Raw genomic sequence first — 16171 nt, forward strand, 5'->3', positions numbered from 1 at the left:
CCCATACCCCCAGGGAGCAGTAGCGGCGCGAAGCCGGCAACCGCGAGTCTTCGCCAAACTTTTTCCTGTGGTTATGGGTCCCGGATCTGCGCGCGCCTTAGGCGCGCTTGTCCGGGACGACACCGAATATCTAAAACGCTCCTGCCAGCTCCCGCGCGCCGGCATTGTTGCTGTTACTGTCCATCCGCGTGTCCGTCACCGCCAGCAGCTTGGCCACCGTGTTGTGGCGGATCGCGACCGGGTTGCGCTCGTAGCCGCCGCGCTGGAAGAAGTTCGAGGTCGGCACCTGCTCGCGCATCGCCTGCGGCATCGTCACCATGTCGAGGCCGGTGCCATCGCCGGTGAGGTTCATCATCTCGAGCTCGGCGGCGGTGAGCGGGCGGGTGTAGCCCTTGGCGCGCGCGAACAGCACCGAAGTCAAAAGCTTATGGGTTTGCAGCATCGGGCCGATGTCGATGTCCAGCACCATGGCATGCATGGCCCAGCCCTGCGTGGTGTTGCCGATCTTCTCGTGCTCCGACCAGGTGTCGGGCACCGACTTCGCCTGCGCCACCATCTTCTTCAGCACGGCAAGCTTGTGCTCGAGCGGCTGGCGCGCCGGCCCCGACGTCCGCGCCACCTTGTCGGAGAGCGCGCGGATCAATTCATGGCCCTGCTCGGCCAGCAGCTCGACGCTGTTGGTGGTCAGGAGCTGGTTGTAGCCCATCGCGGTCGAGATCGCGCGCTTGCCGCCATGTTCGATGCCCGCCTGCACGTCGTAGCTGCCGGTGCCGCCGGTCTCGAACGAATAGACCCGCACCGCCTGCTCGCGCGTCAGCCCGGAGGCGAGCGCGTAGCGCGCATAGGCGCGCTTGAACTCGACCTCGCTGGACGGCCGCTGCGGCGTGAACTGATAGAGCTCCCGCGCTGCCTGCAGGAGATCGGCGACCACCGGTATCGGCTTTCTGGTCGGACGCTCCGGCGTTTCCTCCGGCTCCGGATTGACCGGCCGCTTCGGCCCGTTATAGAGCGGCGGATGCTGCAGCACATAATCGTCAAGCGTGACCTGCTGTCCGCTGCGCCGCTTGGCGTTGCGGCCTTTCCGCTTCTCGGAGATCTGGCTCCAATAGGCACCCGCCTCCTCGTCGAAGGCCGCGCGCGCCGCCTGATATTCCTGCAGCTTGCGGCGATATTCGAGCACAGCCGGCGACGCGCCACCCTGCGCAAAGAACTGCGACAGCAACTGGGCCTTGGCATCGCGGACGGCCGGCGGCAGCGCGTCAGCCTCGCCGCCTCGCGCAGTGGTCGCAAGCAGGACGAGCGCGAATGGAACCAGCGCGAGATGTTTTCGAATCGAATGGTGCATGCTGCCCTCTTAGCAGGCATCCGGTAACCGTCACGTTAACGCGCCGTTTACCATCGTCACTTCCAGGCGAACACCGGCTGTTCCAGCTCGGTGACCCGGGTGTGACGTCCCGCCAGCACCTCGCGGAACTGGTAGATCAGCGCCGCGGTTGGCGCGTGAATCAGGCTCGTCTCGTGATGGAAGCGGATCACGCGGCGGGAGCTTTCGGGAATCGCGATGAAGTCGAACGCGTCTTCGCGCTCGATCGTGGCGAGCGCGATGCGGTGGACGGAGGCGACCTCATCCGGGTTCGGCCGGATCGCGGCACTGTCGGCCGTCCAGACCACCACCGGCGTGATCAGATAGCCGGAGCGGGTCGGATAATCGTCGAGCGTGCCGAGCACCTCCGCGTGCGTGAGGCGGAGACCAAGCTCCTCATCCAACTCGCGCAGCGCCGCCTCGACCGGCGTCTCGCCGGCATCGCAGCGACCGCCCGGCAAGGCCCATTGGCCGCGATGGGCGCGCAGGTGTGACGCGCGCAGCGTGAGCAGGAATGCGGTGTCATCGCCGTCACTCGCCGCGGTCAGCGCGACCGCAACCGCCGCGCGCTTCAATGCCGCCGGCGCATCGTCCTCCGGCAGGCGCGTGAAGGCCGCGCAGGCAGCCGCGATATTCCGCCGTGTGGCATCGTCGAACGGTCTCATGGTGCTTGACTACACCACGTCCGGCCCCGATGAAATGAGCTCGCAAGGCCCGCGCAGCAATGGACGACCACATGACCAACAAGGCCGCCGCAAGGCTCAAATCGGACGGCTGGAGGATCCTGGAGACCACGGGCTTCCTGCACCTGATCGGCCCCTTATGGGAGCGCAAGGTCGACGGCCATTACGAATTCGCGCTCGCCACCGAGGACAAGCACCACAATCGCCGCGGCATGGTCCAGGGCGGCGTGATGATGACGTTCGCGGACCGCACCTGCGGCATGACCGCCCGCTACGTTTCCGGCAAGGAATTCATGGCGACGGTGCAGCTCGACACCCATTTCGTCGAGGCCGGCCAGATCGGCGACATCCTGATCTCCCGCCCGCGCGTGGTGCGCTCGACGCGCAGCCTCATCTTTATGAGCACCGAAGTGACGGTGGATGGTCGCTGCATCGTGATGGCGAATGGCGTGTTCAAGATCTTGAAGGGGCCGGCGTAGCGTCGCGCGGTCGGGCTGCCGCTGCTGCGTGCCACACCCACCGCCGTCATTCCCCGCGAAAGCGGGGAATCCAGTACGCCGCGGCTTCTCCGCTCAATCACGAACGTCTCGGCGTACTGGATCGCCCGATCAAGTCGGGCGATGACAGCGAGCATGTGGCGGGCGGCTTCCTCCCCAACCGTCATTGCGAGCGCAGCGAAGCAATCCAGCATCTCACCGCGGATGCATCTCTGGATTGCTTCGCTGCGCTCGCAATGACGGAACTGGGCGGCTATGCTGCCAGCTTCGATAGCGTTGAGGAAATAGCCCATGCAATACCGCCAGCTCGGCCGCACCGGCCTGAAAGTTTCGCCGATCTGTCTGGGCACCATGATGTTCGGCGGGCCGACCGATGAAGCCGCGTCAAACCGGATCATCGCCAAGGCGCATGAGGCCGGGATCAATTTCATCGACACGGCGGATGCCTATTCGAAGGGCGGCTCCGAGGAGGTCGTCGGCCGCGCCATCGGCAACAACCGTCACGCCTGGGTGCTCGCCACAAAACTCGCCAACCCCATGAACACTGGTATGGGCGACGACCCCAACCGTGTCGGCCTGTCGCGCCGCTGGGTGTTGCAGGCCGCGGACGAGAGCCTGAAGCGGCTCGGCACCGACCACATCGACATCTACTATCTGCACAAGGAAGACCATGCGACGCCGCTGGAGGAGACGGTGCGCGCGATGGGCGATCTGATCCGCGCCGGCAAGGTGCGCTATTTTGGCGTCTCGAACTACCGCGCCTGGCGCGTCGCCGAGATCTGCAACATCTGCGACCGGCTCGGCATCGACCGGCCCGCGGTGAGCCAGCCTTATTACAATGCCATGAACCGCATGCCGGAGGTCGAGCACTTCCCGGCCTGCTCCTATTACGGCCTCGGCATCGTCCCCTACAGCCCGCTGGCGCGCGGCGTGCTCACCGGCAAGTACAAGCCCGACGCAGCGCCGGACAAGGAGACACGCGCCGGCCGCAACGACACCCGCATGATGCAGACGGAATGGCGGCCGGAATCGCTCCAGCTCGCGCAGGAGATCAAGACCCACGCCGAGAAGAAAGGCATCACCGCCGGCCAGTTCGCGGTCGCCTGGGTGCTGAACTCCGCCTTTGTCAGCTCGATCGTCGCCGGCCCACGCACCGAGGAGCAGTGGGACGGCTACATCCGCGCGCTCGACTACCGCTTCACGGCGGATGACGAGGCGCTGATCGACAGGCTGGTCGTGCCGGGCCATCCCTCGACGCCGGGCTACAACGACCCGGCCTATCCGATCGAAGGACGCCGCGCGCGGACGGCTTGAGAGCTTAAGACGATGACGGCGCACGAAGACCGCTACGGCCTTTCGCTCTCCACGTCTTCGCACGAAGCGGCAAGCGCCTATCGCGAAGGCGTCGATCTCATGCTGGCCGGTTGGACCGGCACGGCGGAGGCGCTGGAACGCGCGATTGCGGCCGATCCGGATTTCGCGCTGCCCCACATCGCCCGCGCCCGCGTGCATGCTTTCTATCAGCAGGGCGATCTCGCGCGGCAGAAGGCGGCTGTGGCACGCGAACGCGTCGCCAAGCGCGGCACGGAGCGCGAGCGCTCGCATGTCGAGGCGCTGGCGCTTGCGATCGAGGGCCGGCTGCCCGAGGCGATCGCATCGACGCTGAAACACGTCGACGCATGGCCGCGCGACGCCGTGGTGCTGTCGCTGCCGCTAGGCGCATTCGGCCTGTTCGCGTTCTCCGGCATGCCCGATCACGACCGCGCGCGGCACGAGCTGTGCGAGCGCGTCGCGCAGCATTATGGCGAGGACTGGTGGTTTCTCACCATGTCCGGCTGGGCGATGACCGAGAATGGCGACGTCGCGCGCGGCCGCGGCGTCACCGAGCGCGGCTTCGACCTGCGCCGTCAGAACGCCCACGCCGCACACGCCGTGCTGCATGCGATGTTCGAGGACGGCTCAATCGACGCGGCTGACCGCCTCATCGACGAATGGATCCCCTCTTACGACCGCGCCGGCATCCTGCACGGCCATATTCGCTGGCACCAGGCGCTCGGCGCGCTCGAGCATGGCGATGCCGCCCGCGCGCTTGCGATCTATGCCGACGTGCTCCAGCCCTCCGCCACGCAGGCGCCGCCGCTCAACGTCATCACCGACGGCGCCTCGCTGCTCTGGCGCCTGTCGGCTTACGGCCACAGCGTGCCGGAGTCGCTCTGGCTCGAGGCCGACGCCACCGCGCAAAAGCTGTTTCCGAAATCGAGCCTGCCCTTTGCCGACGTCCACATGGCGCTGTTCACTGCGGCGACGCAGAACCAGGAGGCGCTCGCCGCGCGCCTCGCGGCGATCGAGCAGCGGCTCGGCGACGGCAAGCTGCCGGCCGGTCCCGTGGTGCCGGCGATCTGCCGAGCGCTCGCGGCCTTCGCCCGCGAGGATTACACCTTATGCGCGCAAACGCTCGCGCCCGTCCTCGGCGAGGTCGTGCGCATCGGCGGCAGCCATGCCCAGCGCGAACTGATCGAGGATACCTACATCGTCGCGCTCATGCGCAGCAGCGAGCTGCCCCGCGCCCGCGCGCTGCTCGACGCCCGCCTGCACCGCCGGCCGTCCTTGCGCGATACGCGCTGGCAGGCGGCGACCGTTTAGCTCTGCCACGAAAAAAACATCGGTCTGGCAGCAAGTGGCCTGCTAGGACGGGACGGGGCGATCGGATGAATCGCCGATGGGTGGCGCGGTGGTATTCCAGTCGGGTTTAGCTGAACAAACGGGTTCGCAACCAATTTGTGGTTCGCTCGTTGTTGAGCGGAACTTTTCCGCCGCCGTGGCCCCCTGGCATACGAGCCTGATGATGCGCCTCCGCCGACCGGTCCTCGCCGCGGCCCTCGCGATTCTCGCAAGCCCTTGTTTTGCTGAGTCTTCTGCGCCCATCCCCGTCAACAACCCGCCGGCGCAAAACGCCTTCATCGACCTGCTGGCGCTGATGTCGGGCCACTGCAAGACGCTGAAGGTCGCGGGGCGCACCTTCGCTTGCAAGACGGTGGCTTACGCCCATGGTGACAAGGGCCGGGTCAATTTCGCGGTCGCCGTCGACGATCCTTCCGACGCCAACCATGTCGTTTCGTTCTCCGGCGAGAACGGCCAGCGGGCGGACGACAATTCCTACGAGCTGCGAATCGACCGCATGCTGCTCAATTCCAAGGACCGGCCCAAGGTCGACGGCCTGCCGGTGCCGGCCGAGCAGACCTCGACCGGCGTTTGCCGCCAGACCGGCAATTTCGCCGCAAGGAAGGTCACCGACGTCACCTGCACGGCGACCGACAGCGAGGGCCGCCGATACGAGCTGCTGTTCGTCTCCGATGGCAAGCCGGTGAGCGTGCGCCGCATCCGGCAATCGTCGCCATCGATCCAGGATCCGTTCAAGTAGCAGCCCGTTCAAGTAGCGGCCATTCGCGCCGCCCGGCCTGTCACCGGGACCGGCGCGCATCCTTCCGTTGAAACTCCAGGTCGGGCGGGTATGCTTTCGCCTGCGTCCTCATCGAGGAGGCCCGACTGCAACCGGAAGCGGGGCGATGAGTCCAGCAATGCGTATCATCACCGGGCTCGCGCGCATCCTGATCATCTTTCTGTTTGCTAGCCTGTCGCGTGAATGCATCGCAGCAGACGGGCCGCAGCAGCGTTCGATCCTGGTTCTGGAAGAAGCCGATTTTCGCTCGCCCTTCTATTCGGAGATCTTTGCCGGTATCCGTGCCGCCGCGAAGCAGAGCGGGACGACACAGACGGTGATCTACGGCGAGAGCCTCGATCTCGCCCGCTTCCCGGGACCGGACTACGAAGAGAGTCTGGTCGGTCACCTCAAGACAAAATATGCGCACCGGCCGATCGACGTCATCGTTTCGATCGGCGTCGCATCGGCGAAATTCCTTCAGAAGCGCAAGCAGGACATCTGGCCTGCCCCGCCCGTCGTCTACGGCTTCGTGCCCGATCTGCCCGAGACGCGCGCGCTGTTCCTGCCCAACACGACGGCCATCTTTGCACGGGTGAGGCCGGCACATCTCCTGACTGCGGCACGCGCCATCGTTCCCGACCTGACCCGCGTCGTCCTCGTCGGCGACGCCTGGAAGAATCCGCTGGTCTACGGTCACTGGAAGCAGGACTTCGCGGCCGCAATGCCCGATCTCGAAGTCACCGATCTCTCCGACGCGGTGCTGCGTGACGTCCGCAAGCACGTCGCCTCCCTGCCCGCCCGCTCCGCGATCCTGACCTCGGCGATGTATTCCGACGGCGAAGGCACCTATTATTCGCCCGTCTCGGCACTCGCACGCGTCGCCGAGCACGCGAACCGCCCGATCGTGATTACGTCCGATACCTTTCTCGGGCGGGCGGGCGTGGGCGGCTTCCTGCTGCTGCCCGAAACCATCGGAAGGGAAGCCGGCGAAGTGGCGATGCGGATTCTCGACGGAGAAGCGCCGTCGCGCATTCCGCCATTTGCGGGAGACAACGTGAAGCCGATCTTCGATTGGCGGCAACTGAAACGCTGGAACGTGGATGAAGCCAATCTGCCCGCGGGCAGCGAGGTGCGTTTCCGCCAGCCGAGCTTCTGGGAGCAGTATTACTGGCACTCCACGATCGTTGCGAGCGTGGTGCTGGTGCAGGCGCTGATGATCGCCGTTCTGCTGCGCGAGCGCCGCTTGCGCTTCCTCGCCGAGGTCGAGGCACGTCAGCGCATGTCGGAGCTCGCCCACATGAACCGCCGCGCGACCGCGGGAGAGATGACCGCCTCGATCGCACACGAGCTGAACCAGCCACTCGCCGCGATCCTGATCAATGCCGAAACGGCTCAGCAGGTGTTGCGCAATCCGGCCCCTGATCTCGGCGAGGTCACGAACATTCTGGACCACATCCGCCGTGACGATCAGAGGGCCGCCGAAGTCATCGGCCGGCTGCGCTCGTTTCTGAGGCGAGACCCGACCGAACGGCACGAGCTCGACCTCAACGCGACGGTCGGCGAGGTTTTCCGATTCCTCTCCGTGCAGGCCCTGACCCATGATGTCGAACTCACGACGGAGCCATCATCCGCCAACATCCGCGTGAAGGCCGACAAGATCCAGTTGCAGCAAGCCATCCTGAATCTGGTCGTGAACGCCATGGATGCAGTGGCGCATCTTCCGGACGATCGGCGCCGCGTCGTCGGTCGAACAAGCCTTTCCGACGGCAATCTGGCCATTGTCTCCATCGTCGATACGGGCGACGGCATCATGGCGGAAAAGGTGAGCGAGATCTTCCAGCCGTTTTTCACGACCAAGGCGCAAGGCATGGGAATAGGTCTCTCGATCGCCCATACCATCGTCGCGGCACATGGCGGGCGTATCTGGGCCGAAAACGCACCCTCAGGCGGCGCTGTTTTTCATGTCAGCCTGCCGCTGGCAGCGCCGCGATAGCTGCGATCGCAGAGTTGAGGCGATTGACCTGTCGACCACCGCATGGTGTCGTGTGGCGACGTCATCAATTCCCGGGTGACATTGCGGCCATGCTTTGGAGCGATTCATGACGCACGACCGCCTGTTTCTGCTGCGCCCCGGCTTCGAGGATCCGGCCTTTCCGGGCCAGCGCTTCTATTGCTGGCATTGCGCGCTGATCGAGGGCGTGCTCGCCTCGTTTCCGAAGCTCGCCGAAAAGCTCGACGTTGAGCGGATCGCATGGCCGCGGCCAAGGCTGCCGGTGATCGCGCTGGTCGGCGAGGAGAACCAGTCGCTGCCGCTGCTCGTGCTGGCCGACGGGACGACGTCGCCGCACCAGACCGGCAGTCACCACGGCCGCGCCTTCATTGCCGACAAGGACGCGATCCTCGCCGCGCTCTCCGAACGCCACGGGTTTCCCGATCCGCATCCGTGAGGGCCGTGCACGCGCGCAGCTCTCTGCGTCCGGGGCACGAGAGCTGTCGCGAAACGAGGGAAAATCGACATTGCCTGCCACGTCGGTCACCCCGCATACTTCGTGCAGCAAGCAAGTCTGGAAGCCGCTCCTTATGCCCCACTCCCTCCCCGCCCTCATCGTCGTCGACGTCCAGCGCGCATTCGACGAATGGGAGGCGGCCGGCAAGCGGCGCAACAATCCGGACGCGGTGGCGCGCATCGCCGATCTCCTCAAGGCATTAAGGAAGCGCGGCGCGCCGATCTTCCACATCCGCCACGAGGGCACCAAGCCGAGTTCGACGTTCCTGCCGCAAAGCTCCGGCTACGCGGTCAAGGAGGAGGCGCGCGAAGCGCCGGGCGAGGCGGTGATCGTCAAGCGCGTCAACAGCGCCTTCATCGGCACCGATCTCGAGACACGCCTGCGCGCGGGCAACATCACGACGCTCGTGATCTGCGGCGCCACCACCAATCATTGCGTCGAGACGACGACGCGGATGGCCGGCAATCTCGGTTTCGACGCGAGCCTCGTGCGCGATGCGACCTGGACCTTCGACCGAATCGGACCAGATGGCGACAAGCATTCGGCTGAAGAGATTCATGCGATGACGCTGTCGAATCTCAACGGCGAATTTGCGCGCATCGTCGCCGCAGCCGACGTGATCGCTTCGCTCGAAGCGATGCGACAATAGATCGCGCGACATCATTCACACGTCGATCAGAACTTCGTCTGCGTCGTTTCGACGCCCGCACTGGCCGGAACGCAGCGGGCAGCCATCTGTTATCACGTGACTTCTCAACTGGAGTGATGACATGAAGTATCTCTTTGTCGCGATGGCTGTGGGTGCAGCGGCGCTCGCCGGCGGATCCACGGCCAACGCGGCGGGCAAGGCCAGCGCGAAGCAGAACGCGCCAGCCGGCCAATCCACCGACATCAGCGCGCAGCACAGGCACCACCACCACCACGGCCATCGCCATCACCAATGGCGCCATCACCACCACGGCTACTATAGTCCGCACTACCGGAGCTATGGTTATTATCCGCGGCACCACGGCTATTACGGCGGCGGACCGTACGGCTATTATGGTGGCGGAGGTCCCGGCGTGACGTTCAGCTTCGGCGGCGGCCGCTGGTGAGACATTAGGCCCGCCTTGTGCGGGCCTTTTTTCATCCCCGCAAAATCATCTCCGCAGTTTCCAGTCCGCTCGCCAGCGCCGCCTCGACCGTCCCCATGTCGCGGCCGCGATAGAGCGCTTCGCCGGAGAACAGCACCGGGCCGTCGGCGCGCGCGAGGATCGCCTGGGCCGCGCGCGTCCGCGGCGTTGCCCAGGAATAGGCGCCGCGGGCGAACGGATCGTGCAGCCAGTTGGTCGCCGCAGTCGTCACGAGATCGCGCGCGATGTCGTGGCGCGACACGCCGAAGATGGCCGCAAGCGAATCGACCCCGGCATCGATCAGCCCTTGCCGATCGAGCTTCGCAAGCTCGGCCGTCCGCGGCCCGCCGAACCAGCCGGTGAGCACGGGATGCTGGTCCGGATGCCGCGTCCACCACACCGGGATCGGCTGGTCAGACAGCAGGAAGGTCATGTCCGCGAGATCTTCGCTTCGCTCGCGCCACCACGGCCGCGCGAACCGCAGCAGGATTTTTATCACGCTGCCGAAGCCGATATCGTCAGCTGCCGCAGCCTTCGCGCGTGCGGGCTCCGGAAGCGCGATCTCGCGCAACAACGGCAGCGGCACGGTGAGGATCGCGCGATCGCAGCCGTGCACGTCGGCGGCGGCACAGCGGACGGCGAGCGCGCCGCCCGTCTCCTCGATTGCCGACACCGCGCAGCCGAAGCAAAACGTCACGCCAAGCCCGCGGCACTCGCTCGCCAGAAAATCGATCAGCGCGCCGTAGCCGCCGACGATGCGCGCCTGGGTGTGATGCCCGCCGTCCATCCATTCCTCGCGCAGCGCCAGCGTCGAGGCGCGCTCGGGGTCGGCGGCGTCGTAGCCCTCGACCATGCGCTCGATCGAATGGCGCAGCTGAACATACTCGGGGTCGGCAAAATGACGGCGCAGGAAATCGGCAACCGTGAGGTCATCCTTCAACGCCCCCAGCGCGGCGTACAGCTCTGCCTCGTGCGGATCGTGACGGTCTTCGTGCGAGAGCCTCGTGCCGTCAAAGCTCCACTGGGTGCCTGCGATCTCCTGCAGCGACAGTCCCGCCTCGCGCACGAGCTTGCGCGTGACTGGCGCCTCGCCATGGACGAATTCGGCGCCGCCATCGGCGGGGTAGCCGAACTCCGACGCCGGCAGCGGATCGATGCGCCCGCCGCAGCGCTCGCGCGCCTCCAGGATCGTGACCGTCCTGCCCGCACGTGCCAGCTCGCGCGCCGCCATCAGCCCGGCCGCGCCGGCACCGACGATGACGATGTGCTCCAATTGTCCCATGCCGATGCCTTACTTGGGCATCGCTTGCGGGTCGTTATTGATCAGATACCGCAGCAGCAGAACGCCACCGCCGAGGTCGCGCGTGCTCTCCAGCGTCATCGCGGCGAGCGGCGCGCGCTTGTCGCGGTCCGCGTCCGTCGAATCGAACACGAAGGGTGCGCCCCTGGCGCCATCGATCGTGGGGCTGAGGATCAGGTTGAATTCGTCGATGAGGCCGGCGCGCAGGAATGCGCCGTTGGCAACGCCGCCGCCCTCGACCAGCAGGCGCTTCACCCCCAACTCCCGATTGAGGATGTCCACCGCCAGCGCGAGGTCGATCTCGGACTTGCCGGCGAAGATATAGGACACACCCTCGCCGCGGAGCCCGGCCAGATGCGAATCCGGCACGCCCTCGGTCAGCACCACCACGATCGGGTCACCGCCGATGTCTGGCCGGCCCCAGCCGATCTTGCCCTGCGCATCGAGCACGACGCCGTAGGTTTTCGCATCGCGCCGCGCGAACCAGCTTTGGCGGGGAAATGTCTCGCCCGCCGTTGCGGGATAGGGCTTGCCCTTGGCGAACTCGGAGCCGGTGACGCGGCCGATCACCCAGGCGTCGCCGCCGAGTTCGTCATGGATCTTCTCGAACCAGTCTGTGCCCGCCCCCTTCGGCCGCCAGCGGCTGGGATGCGTGCGGCCGTCCAGGCTGGAGTGCATCAGGCAAATGACGTAGGGCTTCATGCAATTCTCCGGGTACGCTTCAGGCCGCTGATCCATCGCGCCCGGTGCGATCGTTCACGATCACCGCCAGCGGATTGAGCTTGGGCGGCGCGACGAGCTTGAGCGTGTTGCTGTCGTGATGATTGAACGGCGCGCCGCGCACGAACAACTCGGTCTGGATCAGATAGCTCCAGCTTCCGTCATCGTTGAAGGTGATGTCGCAGCGATAAGAATCGGTGCGGAAGGCCTGTTCCAGGAAATCGGTCGAGCAGATTCCGTAAGCGGTATCGCCGCGCTTCGCCGTGACCGATATCTTCCTGTCATCCGGCCCGGCCTTGCCCGAGGCGAGCAAGACCTGTCCGCGGGGAATCGCGAGCGTCTGCATGATCAGCCCGGTCGCGGGCTCCCACAGCCAGTAGCCGACCTGGTCGTGGAAGGTGATGTCTTCCTCGGGCGTGTTGATGTGGATGTGATAGCGCAGCCCATAAAACAGCTGCGGCCCGTTGGCCTGCGGGTCGATTGGGTCCATGCGGATGCGCTCGATGAAGGTCCGCCGCTCCGGCCCCTCCGCCTTCGGATTGATGTCGATGCCCTTGTCCGCCTGCCAGCTCCCTGCGAGACGGCGGAGCGGGCCGAGATTGGCAAGGCCGTCGGGCGAGACGTCCTCGGGCTCGGTGAAGATGTCTGCGGGAATGGGAAGCATGGGAACCTCGCGTCAAGTTGCGGGGAGCAGCAATAGCACAAGGACGGCGGGAATCGACTGGAATGGAACCAGAGCGCGCGCCGGGTGTTATGTACGCTTGGGCACGAGCCCTCGAAAGCCGGCTCGAATGGGCAAGGACGCCCGTGTCACGCGTAGCGGGGGATCCGGTGCTGTCTGTGAAGGCTGCTCGGCGGTCGATTGAAATGGGCTTCCTCGCTGACGGAGGCGAGCTGGGCGCGATGATGAGCGCCCGCGACTGGTCGGATTCACCGCTCGGTCATCCCCGCGATTGGTCTCAGGCGCTGAAAACGACGGTCAGCATGCTGCTGGCCGCGCAAGCCCAGATCGTCCTGTTCTGGGGGCCCGACTTCGTCGCGCTCTACAATGACGCCTACGCCCCGGGCATCGGCGCCAATCATCCCCGCGCCCTCGGTCGCCCCGCCATCGAAAACTGGGGCGAGCTGTGGGACGATCTCGAACCACTGCTATCAGGCGTACGCCGGACCAGAAAGACATTCGCCGCCAAGGATCGACCGTTCTACGTCGAACGCCACGGCTACGGCGAAACCAGCTACTGGGACGTCTCCTACTCGGCCGTGCGGGACGATGACGGCTCGGTCGGCGGAGTGCTTTGCATCGTGTCCGAAACGACGGAGCGCGTGCTGGGCGAGACGCGGCTGCGGGCGAGCGAAGCGCGATACAGGGAGCTGACCACGACTCTCGAGCAGCGCGTCGCCGAACGCACCGCCGAGCGTCATTTGCTGGCGACGATCGTGGAAACCACCGACGGACAGATCCAGGCGCTCGATCTCGATTATCGCTGGCTCGCAATCAACACGTCCTGCGCCGATGCCTATCAGCGCATCTACGGCAAGCGGCCGCAGATCGGCGATTCCCTGCAGCAGTTCCTGGCCGACCGGCCCGAGCATCTCGCTGCGGCAACCGCGATCTGGAGCCGGGCGCTGGCCGGCGAAGCCTTCACCAACATCGATGAGTTCGGCGATCCCCGGTTCGACCGCCGCGTCTACGAGATGAAGTTCGAGGCGCTCCGCGCTCCGGACGGCACGCGGATCGGCGCGTTCCTGACCGGGGTCGACGTGACGGATCGCCTGGAGGAGCAGGCGCGGCTCGCGCAGGCCGAGGAAGCGCTCCGCCAGGCCCAGAAGATGGAGGCCATGGGCCAACTCACAGGCGGCGTCGCGCACGACTTCAACAATCTGCTCACACCGATCGTCGGCCTGCTCGACCTGTTTCAGCGCAAGGGCATCGGCGGCGAGCGCGAGCATCGCCTCATCGCCGGCGCGGCACAGGCGGCCGAGCGCGCCAAGACGCTGGTTCAGCGCCTGCTCGCTTTCGCGCGGCGGCAACCGCTTCAGGCCATTCCCGTCAACATCGGTCTCCTCGTTGCCGAGATGGGCGACCTGATCTCGAGCACGACCGGGCCGCAGATCCAGGTCACCGTGGACACGCCGGAAGACCTTCCCGCGGCCATGGCCGATCCCAACCAGATCGAGATGGCGATCCTGAATCTCAGCGTGAACGCCAGGGATGCCATGCCCGGCGGCGGCAAGTTGCGCATCTCGGCGAAGGCCCAGACGGTTGGAGACTCTCACAATTCGGAATTGGCACCGGGCGCCTATGTCTGCATCTCCGTCGCCGACACCGGAATCGGCATGGACGAGTTCACACTGGCCCACGCCGTCGAACCGTTCTTCTCGACCAAGGGCGTCGGGCGAGGCACCGGTCTCGGTCTCTCGATGGTCCACGGCCTTGCGTCACAGCTCGGCGGCGCGCTGACGATCCGGAGCACCGTGGGCGCGGGCACGACGGTCGAGCTGTGGCTGCCGGTCAGCCACGCCGTCGCGAGCGCCATTGATGCCGTCCCGCAATCAAAACTGCGGCCACAGCCCGTCGGCACGGCTCTGCTGGTGGATGACGAACCGCTGGTGCGCATGAGCACCGCCGAGATGCTGGGCGAGCTCGGCTACAATGTCGTTGAAGCCGGCTCGGCGGAGGATGCGCTTCAGCGCGTCAGGGAAGGCCTGCGGCCGAACCTGCTCGTCACCGACCATTTGATGCCCGGCATGAGCGGAACAGACCTCGGCCTCGCGCTGCGCAATCAATATCCCGAGCTCCAGATCCTCGTCGTGTCAGGCTACGCCAACAACGAGGGCATCACGCCGGACCTGTCGCGGCTGACGAAGCCGTTCCGAAGCGATGAGCTGGCGGCGAGCCTGGCGAGCTTGGCGAAGGCGGGGCGGTAGGCGACGCAAGCGGGCGAGTAGCTCGCATGAGCGAAAGCGACATGCCGGTGCGATGATGTGTATCGGCGATCACGCCGTGATGATCGATGCGCGGGCGACCGGCGGACGAACCTCCTCCACCCCAGCCGCATCTACTTCAACGCCAGACTCTGGGCGTGAACTGAGAAGACCGAGGTGGAGGCCCGCCGGTTCACGCTGACGGGCTCGCTACGTTCTAAGAGCGTCAACCGCGTGGGCGACGAGAACGCCAATGCTGAGTACGATCAGGCAAATAATCGCCGCTTGAAATAACATCGAAGTAAATTCCGTGGGCCAGGGTCGGCTTTTATAAGCCCTCACATTCCGCCAGCATTTGGCCACCCAGAAGGCGCTTCGGTGTCCGCCTCGTTACAAGTATGCAAGGTTCATTGGCCTTGCGCGACGACGTCTCACCCCTTCAAAGCGGTGCGAGAATCTACCAGTCGATCAGCAGCACAACGATTGCCAACATGGCGTAGATAGTCCTGCGGCCGATCCGGTTCATTCGAAAACCTCGTATTCGAACGCCACTCCCTCAGGATCGTTCTCTACGAACCATGCTTCCGCGGCATCCTGGGTGGCGAAACGGGGCTCGATATCCGAAAGCCGTACGTCATCCGGCCAGCGGTCCGCATTCAAGGACATGCAATGGCAATTGTTACGTTTACCTACAAGCGCCTGAATCGCATGAGCGCTTTTCGCGTCAGGTAGCATCAATAAACGCCCCAGCGTCTGGCAAGGGCTTTTACTGGCGTTATTCCCCTCGCGCCGCCAGTATATTCACCTTCATCCATCCACGGAGATCGATATGCATCGTGTCGCTCCGATGCTGACGTTACTCACTGCCGCTGTATTCCTTGCTTTTTTGGAGCCAGTCCGAGCTGTCGAGGCGGATCGATACTGCCTGCGAGGTCGCAATTGGGGCTTTCCGGGCAATTGTCAGTTCGCCACCCGCCCGCAATGCCTGGCTGCTGCTTCTGGCACGAACGCATATTGCGGCATCAACCCGCGCTATGCCGCTCCGCGGCGGCGCTAGTCACCGCTCGGAGCTATTCGGCGGCACGGCATGGCAGAAGCGGTCAATCAAGGAAGGCCCCCCGATGCGAAAGCTTGCACTGTTCGTCATCCTGCTCTCGTTCGCAGGAATGGTCCCTTCCAGCGAATCATTTGCTCAGAGTGCGCTGCGAGGTGCCGTCATCGGTGGTGCTGTTGGTGGTCGCCGCGGCGCTGCCATAGGGGCGACGGCCGGAGCCATCGCGGGCGCCCACCGGCGACATCAACATTGGCATCGATATTATTGGAGGAACGGCAACTGCTGGTACCGCTCGACCAGCGGAAGGTCGCACCGCGTGTCGCATCGGTACTGCCGTTGAGCCCTCGCGTAGCGGGCCGTGCGACTGGCCTACAGAAAAGATCGAGAACGGCAACTCAATAAGGAGATCGCAATGTTCTTCGCTCAGGAAGGATTCACATATCGAAATTTTCTGATGGATCCCCGCGGGTCACTTCAAATTCCTCCGGGTGTGGTCAGTCAAATTCCTCCACCCGCGAGGCAGGACAAGGGACTGTTAGTTTGAGTTTGTTTCCCGGGCAAGAGCTTC

At 65.2% G+C, this 16171-nt stretch carries 15 protein-coding genes; 10 read left to right on the top strand and 5 right to left on the bottom strand.

Annotated features, from left to right (window positions below; translation table 11 throughout):
- Positions 1-130: 130 nt before the first annotated feature.
- Positions 131-1345 (bottom strand): hypothetical protein, encoded by a 1215-nt coding sequence (locus QJT78_RS22590; protein ID WP_028147388.1) that lies wholly within the window; start codon positions 1343-1345, stop codon positions 131-133.
- Between the two features lie 56 nt (positions 1346-1401).
- Positions 1402-2028, bottom strand: a complete 627-nt coding sequence (locus tag QJT78_RS22595) for a CoA pyrophosphatase (protein ID WP_028147389.1) — start codon at positions 2026-2028, stop codon at positions 1402-1404.
- 71 nt (positions 2029-2099) lie between these two features.
- On the opposite strand from QJT78_RS22595, the gene QJT78_RS22600 reads away from it, so the two are divergent.
- From QJT78_RS22600 to QJT78_RS22635, 8 genes are all read left to right on the top strand, one after another.
- Positions 2100-2525, top strand: a complete 426-nt coding sequence (locus QJT78_RS22600; RefSeq protein ID WP_028147390.1) for a PaaI family thioesterase — start codon at positions 2100-2102, stop codon at positions 2523-2525.
- A gap of 309 nt (positions 2526-2834) precedes the next feature.
- On the top strand, positions 2835-3857 hold the full coding sequence (locus tag QJT78_RS22605) for an aldo/keto reductase (protein WP_028147391.1): 1023 nt from the start codon (positions 2835-2837) through the stop codon (positions 3855-3857).
- A 12-nt stretch (positions 3858-3869) separates the two neighbouring features.
- Positions 3870-5186: a tetratricopeptide repeat protein gene (locus QJT78_RS22610; RefSeq protein WP_038943712.1), complete on the top strand. Its 1317-nt coding sequence runs from the start codon at positions 3870-3872 to the stop codon at positions 5184-5186.
- 202 nt (positions 5187-5388) lie between these two features.
- Positions 5389-5964: a hypothetical protein gene (locus QJT78_RS22615; protein ID WP_028147393.1), complete on the top strand. Its 576-nt coding sequence runs from the start codon at positions 5389-5391 to the stop codon at positions 5962-5964.
- 157 nt (positions 5965-6121) lie between these two features.
- Positions 6122-7978, top strand: coding sequence for an ATP-binding protein (locus tag QJT78_RS22620; protein WP_028147394.1), 1857 nt, complete (start codon positions 6122-6124; stop codon positions 7976-7978).
- Positions 7979-8084: 106 nt separating this feature from the next.
- Complete coding sequence (locus QJT78_RS22625; RefSeq protein WP_028147395.1) at positions 8085-8432, top strand: DUF3088 domain-containing protein; 348 nt, start codon at positions 8085-8087, stop codon at positions 8430-8432.
- A 133-nt stretch (positions 8433-8565) separates the two neighbouring features.
- Positions 8566-9141, top strand: coding sequence for a cysteine hydrolase family protein (locus QJT78_RS22630; protein ID WP_028147396.1), 576 nt, complete (start codon positions 8566-8568; stop codon positions 9139-9141).
- Between the two features lie 121 nt (positions 9142-9262).
- Positions 9263-9586, top strand: coding sequence for a hypothetical protein (locus tag QJT78_RS22635; protein WP_028147397.1), 324 nt, complete (start codon positions 9263-9265; stop codon positions 9584-9586).
- 31 nt (positions 9587-9617) lie between these two features.
- On the opposite strand, the gene QJT78_RS22640 is transcribed toward QJT78_RS22635, so the two are convergent.
- The 3 genes from QJT78_RS22640 to QJT78_RS22650 are packed head-to-tail and all read right to left on the bottom strand — an operon-like array spanning position 9618 to position 12288.
- On the bottom strand, positions 9618-10886 hold the full coding sequence (locus QJT78_RS22640) for an NAD(P)/FAD-dependent oxidoreductase (protein WP_212490838.1): 1269 nt from the start codon (positions 10884-10886) through the stop codon (positions 9618-9620).
- A gap of 9 nt (positions 10887-10895) precedes the next feature.
- On the bottom strand, positions 10896-11606 hold the full coding sequence (locus QJT78_RS22645) for a dihydrofolate reductase family protein (RefSeq protein ID WP_028147398.1): 711 nt from the start codon (positions 11604-11606) through the stop codon (positions 10896-10898).
- Positions 11607-11625: 19 nt separating this feature from the next.
- Positions 11626-12288 (bottom strand): heme-binding beta-barrel domain-containing protein, encoded by a 663-nt coding sequence (locus QJT78_RS22650; protein WP_028147399.1) that lies wholly within the window; start codon positions 12286-12288, stop codon positions 11626-11628.
- 203 nt (positions 12289-12491) lie between these two features.
- Between QJT78_RS22650 and QJT78_RS22655 the strand changes: the two genes are divergently transcribed.
- A complete protein-coding gene (locus QJT78_RS22655) occupies positions 12492-14552 on the top strand; it encodes an ATP-binding protein (protein WP_063711524.1) in 2061 nt (686 codons plus the stop codon).
- 826 nt (positions 14553-15378) lie between these two features.
- A complete protein-coding gene (locus QJT78_RS22660; RefSeq protein ID WP_080586629.1) occupies positions 15379-15606 on the top strand; it encodes a DUF3551 domain-containing protein in 228 nt (75 codons plus the stop codon).
- Positions 15607-16171 lie beyond the last annotated feature (565 nt).

Origin of the sequence: Bradyrhizobium sp. Mp27, from assembly GCF_029953005.1 — a bacterium.
In the GTDB taxonomy this organism is placed as follows: Bacteria; Pseudomonadota; Alphaproteobacteria; order Rhizobiales; family Xanthobacteraceae; genus Bradyrhizobium; species Bradyrhizobium barranii.

Bases quoted from the DNA above. Each gene is read 5' to 3' on its own strand.
- QJT78_RS22590 (WP_028147388.1), bottom strand. From the start codon at position 1,345: ATGCACCATTCGATTCGAAAACATCTCGCGCTGGTTCCATTCGCGCTC.
- QJT78_RS22595 (WP_028147389.1), bottom strand. From the start codon at position 2,028: ATGAGACCGTTCGACGATGCCACACGGCGGAATATCGCGGCTGCCTGC.
- QJT78_RS22600 (WP_028147390.1), top strand. From the start codon at position 2,100: ATGACCAACAAGGCCGCCGCAAGGCTCAAATCGGACGGCTGGAGGATC.
- QJT78_RS22605 (WP_028147391.1), top strand. From the start codon at position 2,835: ATGCAATACCGCCAGCTCGGCCGCACCGGCCTGAAAGTTTCGCCGATC.
- QJT78_RS22610 (WP_038943712.1), top strand. From the start codon at position 3,870: ATGACGGCGCACGAAGACCGCTACGGCCTTTCGCTCTCCACGTCTTCG.
- QJT78_RS22615 (WP_028147393.1), top strand. From the start codon at position 5,389: ATGCGCCTCCGCCGACCGGTCCTCGCCGCGGCCCTCGCGATTCTCGCA.
- QJT78_RS22620 (WP_028147394.1), top strand. From the start codon at position 6,122: ATGCGTATCATCACCGGGCTCGCGCGCATCCTGATCATCTTTCTGTTT.
- QJT78_RS22625 (WP_028147395.1), top strand. From the start codon at position 8,085: ATGACGCACGACCGCCTGTTTCTGCTGCGCCCCGGCTTCGAGGATCCG.
- QJT78_RS22630 (WP_028147396.1), top strand. From the start codon at position 8,566: ATGCCCCACTCCCTCCCCGCCCTCATCGTCGTCGACGTCCAGCGCGCA.
- QJT78_RS22635 (WP_028147397.1), top strand. From the start codon at position 9,263: ATGAAGTATCTCTTTGTCGCGATGGCTGTGGGTGCAGCGGCGCTCGCC.
- QJT78_RS22640 (WP_212490838.1), bottom strand. From the start codon at position 10,886: ATGGGACAATTGGAGCACATCGTCATCGTCGGTGCCGGCGCGGCCGGG.
- QJT78_RS22645 (WP_028147398.1), bottom strand. From the start codon at position 11,606: ATGAAGCCCTACGTCATTTGCCTGATGCACTCCAGCCTGGACGGCCGC.
- QJT78_RS22650 (WP_028147399.1), bottom strand. From the start codon at position 12,288: ATGCTTCCCATTCCCGCAGACATCTTCACCGAGCCCGAGGACGTCTCG.
- QJT78_RS22655 (WP_063711524.1), top strand. From the start codon at position 12,492: ATGGGCTTCCTCGCTGACGGAGGCGAGCTGGGCGCGATGATGAGCGCC.
- QJT78_RS22660 (WP_080586629.1), top strand. From the start codon at position 15,379: ATGCATCGTGTCGCTCCGATGCTGACGTTACTCACTGCCGCTGTATTC.